This window comes from Deltaproteobacteria bacterium (assembly GCA_005879795.1).
Lineage (GTDB): Bacteria > Desulfobacterota > Binatia > DP-6 > DP-6 > DP-6.
Window position 1 is genome coordinate 1 of record VBKJ01000096.1, and the last position, 4,962, is coordinate 4,962.

Annotated in this window: 3 protein-coding genes; all 3 read left to right on the forward strand. The window is 73.3% G+C overall.

The window, feature by feature from the left end:
• The first annotated feature begins 789 nt into the window (after positions 1-789).
• Positions 790-1,350 carry an OmpA family protein gene (locus E6J59_04750; protein TMB21848.1) on the forward strand — a complete coding sequence of 187 codons (561 nt, stop codon included), beginning with the start codon at positions 790-792 and terminating at the stop codon, positions 1,348-1,350.
• A 14-nt stretch (positions 1,351-1,364) separates the two neighbouring features.
• Positions 1,365-1,823 carry a hypothetical protein gene (locus E6J59_04755; protein ID TMB21849.1) on the forward strand — a complete coding sequence of 153 codons (459 nt, stop codon included), beginning with the start codon at positions 1,365-1,367 and terminating at the stop codon, positions 1,821-1,823.
• Between the two features lie 277 nt (positions 1,824-2,100).
• Positions 2,101-4,776, forward strand: coding sequence for a DUF3971 domain-containing protein (locus tag E6J59_04760; protein ID TMB21850.1), 2,676 nt, complete (start codon positions 2,101-2,103; stop codon positions 4,774-4,776).
• The last annotated feature ends 186 nt before the right edge of the window (positions 4,777-4,962 follow it).

Sequence of the window (4,962 nt, forward strand, 5' to 3'; positions counted from 1 at the left end):
TAGCCTTTGGATTTGGGTTTATCTTCGTGATCTTCGAGCCCTGGAGGCCGATCTGTAGATCATATAGAGCGCCCGTCCGTCTACCGGCGTTCGCTCTTCCGCATCTGCGTCTGCACGTCTCGAGTTACTGGGTTGGGCCGCAGCCGGTTTGGACGGGTGCGGCCCGATGTGTTGAGTCAGCGATTCATCGAGGCGCCTACTTGTCGCCCGCGCCTTGCGTCACTTCTCGAGCACTTGGTCGACGCTGATTGGACCATGGTCCATTAGCGGTCGCGACGCTGAATCTGGATAAGGCTTCTCCGGATCGAGGTTCGCGGAGGATCGCACGCGCGATGGCTCCGCAGGGACGACGTCGGCGGCGAGCTCATCAGCAGCCCGGACGTATCGTCGCTGGCGGATCTCGACACGGCCTTCCAGAACGTAACCGCGTTGCGCTCGTTCCCGGTGGACCGATGGAACGTCGCGGTGGTCGCCGTCGCGGCGGCGCTTCCCATCGTGCCGCTCGTGATGCTGGAGATCCCCGTGGCGGAGATACTGCGGCGAATTCTCGGCATCCTGGCATGAGGGGGGAGCGCGCCGGTGCTCTCATGCTGGCTGGCGAGACTAGTTTGACTGGCTAAGTCGAATGGCGATAAAAGCCTCCCCCCAGTGTGGGCTATGGACGGAAGGAGGACCATGATGCGTGACCGGAGGGTGACAGCGATCGGGCTCGTCGGGCTCATGATCCTCACGGGCTGCAGCGCCATGCAGGAGCGGCGATGGAGCTACTGCGCCTTGGCTGGTGGGCTCGTGGGTGCCGCGGTCGGTGCCGGCACCGCCGGCGGGCTCGTCAACGCGTACGAGGGCGGTCGCGGCGGCAGCCACCAGGAGACGGGCGAGGCCGCGGGCGCGGGCGCCGTCGGAGGCGCCGCCGTCGGGACCCTGCTCGGGCACCTCCTCTGCGATCCGAAGGAGCAGGCGCCGCCACCGCCACCCCCGCCGCCTCCGCCGCCACCACCGCCGGCCCCTAAGAAGATCGAGCTCTCGGCCGACGCGTACTTCGACTTCAACAAGGCGACGCTCAAGCCCGCGGGCAAGGAGAAGATCGACGCGGAGGTCGTGGCGCCGATGAAGGAACACCCGAACCTTCGAGCGCTGGTCGAGGGCCACACCGACTCGATCGGGTCGGACGCTTATAACCAGCGGCTTTCGGAGCGGCGCGCCAACGCGGTGCGGGACTACATGGTTTCGCGCGGCATCGACGCCCAGCGCATCATGACCAAGGGCTGGGGCAAGTCGAAGCCGATCGCCAGCAACAAGACGAAGGAGGGCCGGGCCAGAAACCGGCGCGTCGAGATCACCGAGGAATAGCTCCGCCGACGTCCATGACGGTCTGCGCGGTCGGGCCGGGGTGCCGCCCCCGACCCGGCCGCGTGATTCACGCGCGGGAGGGGAGGCCCATGTTGTCGATGCGATCGATCGTATGCCTGTCAGCAGCCTTCCTCGGCGCGGGAGCGGTCCTTGTTCCTTCGCGCGCGGCGCGGGCCGAGCCACCGTGTGCGCCAGAGATTCAGAGGTTGTGCGCGAAGGTCCCTCCCGGGGGAGGCCGCATCCAGGGCTGCCTCAAGGCGCACGAGTCGGAGGTGTCGGACGCCTGTCGGAGCCGGGTGGACGAGCTCGGACGCGAGGCGGGCGTCCTCGCGGCGTCGTGCCGCTGGGACATCGGCAGGTTCTGCTCCGACGTGTCGCCGGGGGGTGGCCGCGTACTTGCCTGCCTGCAGGGCAGACAGGACTGGCTGACTCCCGAGTGCAAGGATGCCCTGAGCGGGGCGGGTAAACGCTGACTGCCGCGCCTCGCCGGTCAGCTCAGCGGGCGAGGCGGGAGCCCTTCGCGGATGCGCCGGGATAAGTGACCGAGCGGGTCGCCTCGTTCGCGACCAATCCGGACTTCGTCGCCCGCGCGAGCGCACGCTCTGGATCACCGGGAAGATGTCGCCGCGAGCCCGCACGGCGCTGGCGGCGAACGGCTGGAGCGTGCGGGAGGGGCCGATCCCGTGATGCGCACCTCCCGGGCCGCCCGCTAGCAGACACTACGCCCCCGGTGGCGTAGGGTTCGACCTCGTGCTCAGGCGGAGGTGGCCGCTCGCGCTCGCTGGGCTCGCCGCGGCCGCGGTCGGGCTGCTCGGGCTGCTCGCCTGGCGTCTGGTGCAGGCGCCCATTGCGCTCGGGGTCCTCGTGCCACGCATCGAGGCGGCGCTCGGCGCGGCGGTCGGATCGCCGGTCAGTGTGGGTGGGGCGGCGCTCGCCTGGGACGGCGCCACGCGGCATCTCGAGCTGCGGGTCGAGCAGGTCGAAGTCGCGACGTCCGCCGACGAGGAGCGCGCCGTCGTCCGCTCCGCGGCCCTCGCGGTCGAGCCGTGGGAGCTCCTGCGCGGTCGCCTCGTGGTCGCCGCCGTCGACGTGCTCGAGCCCCGACTCCGCATCCTCTGGCGAGAGAGCGGCGGCCTCGAGCTCCGTTCGGGGAGCACGGACCAGCTCCTGCCGGTGCTGGACTCCATCTTCCGGCGGGCCGCTCCCGGGCTCCGGCGTGTGGGCATCCGTCATGGTGCGGGCGAGATCGCGCTCGACGACACGACCTGGCGCGCCGACGACGTGGACATCGAGCTGCGACGCGAGCGCGACGGCATCGGCGTGCGCGGCCATCTCGCGCTCGAAGTCGGTGCCGAGCGTGTGCCCGTCCGTCTCGACGGTCGCTACCGGGCGGCGGCCGTCCGGCTCGCCATCGGCTTCCGCGGCCTCTCGCCGCCAGCGGTGGCGGCCGCACTGCCGCGCCTCAAATCGGTCGCGGCGCTCATCCTTCCGCTCGGTGGCGTCGTCGATCTGCGGATGGACGACGAGCTGCGGCTCCACGGCGCCCGGCTGCGGCTCGCCAGCCCCGGGGGGACGCTGGCGCTGGTTCCCGGCTCGCCGCTCCCGGTCGGACGCACCGCCGTCGCGGCGATCCTCGACCGCGACGCGGGGCGGCTCGAGATCGGCCGGCTCGCGGTCGACCTGGACGGTGCGCCGGCCGAGCTTCGGGCCGCGCTCGCCGGCCTCGAGGGAGCCGGATCGTTCGAGGCAGCCGGGCGGCTCGGCAGGCTGCCGGTCGCCCGGCTCGCGTCGTGCTGGCCGGAGGGGCTGGCTCCCGGCGCGCGTCGCGTGGTGCTGGCCCGGGTCGCGGGCGGCGAGCTTCGTGATCTGCAGGTGCGCCTGGCGGGGAGAACGCTCGACGGCCGGCTCGAGACGGTGGACGGGCTCACAGGTGGCGCGACGTTCCGTCAGGTCGCGCTCCGACCGGTCGGCGCCCTGCCGCCGCTCGCCGGCCTCGCCGGGACGGCGACGTTCTCGCAGGCCGCCCTGGACCTGGACGTGGCCGGCGGAACGGCCGGCTCTCTCCGTGTCGAGCGGGCGGCGGTCCGCGTGACCGGCGGCAGCGGCGCGCCGCGTGTCGCGGTCGATGCCAGGCTGCGTGGCGGAGTGGCCGACGCCCTCGCCGCGCTCGGGCGGATCTCCCCGCTCGCCGGCATCGACCCGTCCCAGGTGCGTGGCGAGGTCGAGGCGCGGGTCGTCGCAGACGTGCCGCTCGGCGGCCCGCCGCCGGACCTGGTGGCGCTCGGCCTGCAGGTGACGGCGTCGCTCCACGGCCTCGGCGTGCCGCGCCTCGTGCGCGGCTGGTCGCTCACCGGCGGGGAGCTCTCGCTCACGCTCGGGGGCCGGCGCCTCGCGCTCGGCGGCGAGGCGAACGTCGAGGGCGTACCGGTGACGCTCGACCTGACGGAAACGCTCGGCGAGCGCGAGAGCCGGGTGCTGGTGGTCCGCGCGCGGCCCGATCGTGCCGGTCGCGCCGCGCTCGGGCTCGATCCCGGGCCTCTGCTCGACGGGCCGGTGGACGTGACGGCGCGCGTCGCGCGGGCGCCGGACGCTCACGCCCGGATCAGCGCGCGGGATGGCGAGGTGCTCGGCGTTCCGCGCCTCGCGCTCTCGATCCCGGATGCGACCGTCACCGCGCGCGCGACGCGGAGCACGGACGGGGCGACCTGGAGCACGGTCGACGCCGACGCCGTCTACACGCCGCCGGGCCGGAAGCCGCGCTCCGGACACCTCGGCGTCACGTTGCGGGGGCGGCAGCTCGCGATCCGGTCGGACGACGGCGGTACGCTCTTCCGCGTCCTCGGCAAGGGAAGCGCCGCCGGCGGGCGTCTCGCGATCGACGGCACGATCGACCTCACACAGGCGGGGCCACCCTTCGACGCCCGTATCGAGCTGCACGACTGCACCGTCACCAACGCGCCCCTGCTGGCGCGCGTCGCGACGCTCGGCTCGCTCGGGGGCATCCGGCAATCGCTCTCGGGCGGCGGCTTGCGCCTGGAGCGGCTCACGGCGCGGCTCTCGCAGCAGGGGCGTATGGTGCGCGTCGCCGACGCAGCCGCGCGCGGCCCCGCCCTCACGGCCGTCGTCGAGGGAACGGTCGATCGCGAGGCCGACGCGGTGGACCTCCGCGGGACGCTCGTTCCCGCGTACTACGGGATCAACACGGCGCCGGCGCGGCTGCCGCTGATCGGCGGCGTGGTGGCCGGCGCCGGCGGCGGCACGCTGCAAGCGGTGGATTTCCGCGTGCACGGCCGCGCCAGCGATCCGGTCGTCTCGGTCGAGCCGCTGTCGGTGGTGACCTTGCCGGCGCTCCGCCGCCTGTCCGCGGTGCTCGACCGCCCCGCAGCACCGGCGCCCCCGGACGCTCCCGCTCAGCGCGGCCGGTAGGGGTCCGGCTCCGGGCAGCGCCAAGGCGTGCTCATCGGGCGGGGACCTCGGCCTTGAGCCGGGACAGGTAGGGGATCCAGCGCGACAGGATCCGTTCGCGAGTGCCGTCCTCGCGCCAGCGCGCGAGCGCGCCGTTCATGGCGGCGCGCAGCTCGTCGTCGGAGGGGCGCAGGCCGTCGGGGACCC

Bases quoted from the DNA above. Each gene is read 5' to 3' on its own strand.
- E6J59_04755 (TMB21849.1), top strand. From the start codon at position 1,365: ATGACGGTCTGCGCGGTCGGGCCGGGGTGCCGCCCCCGACCCGGCCGC.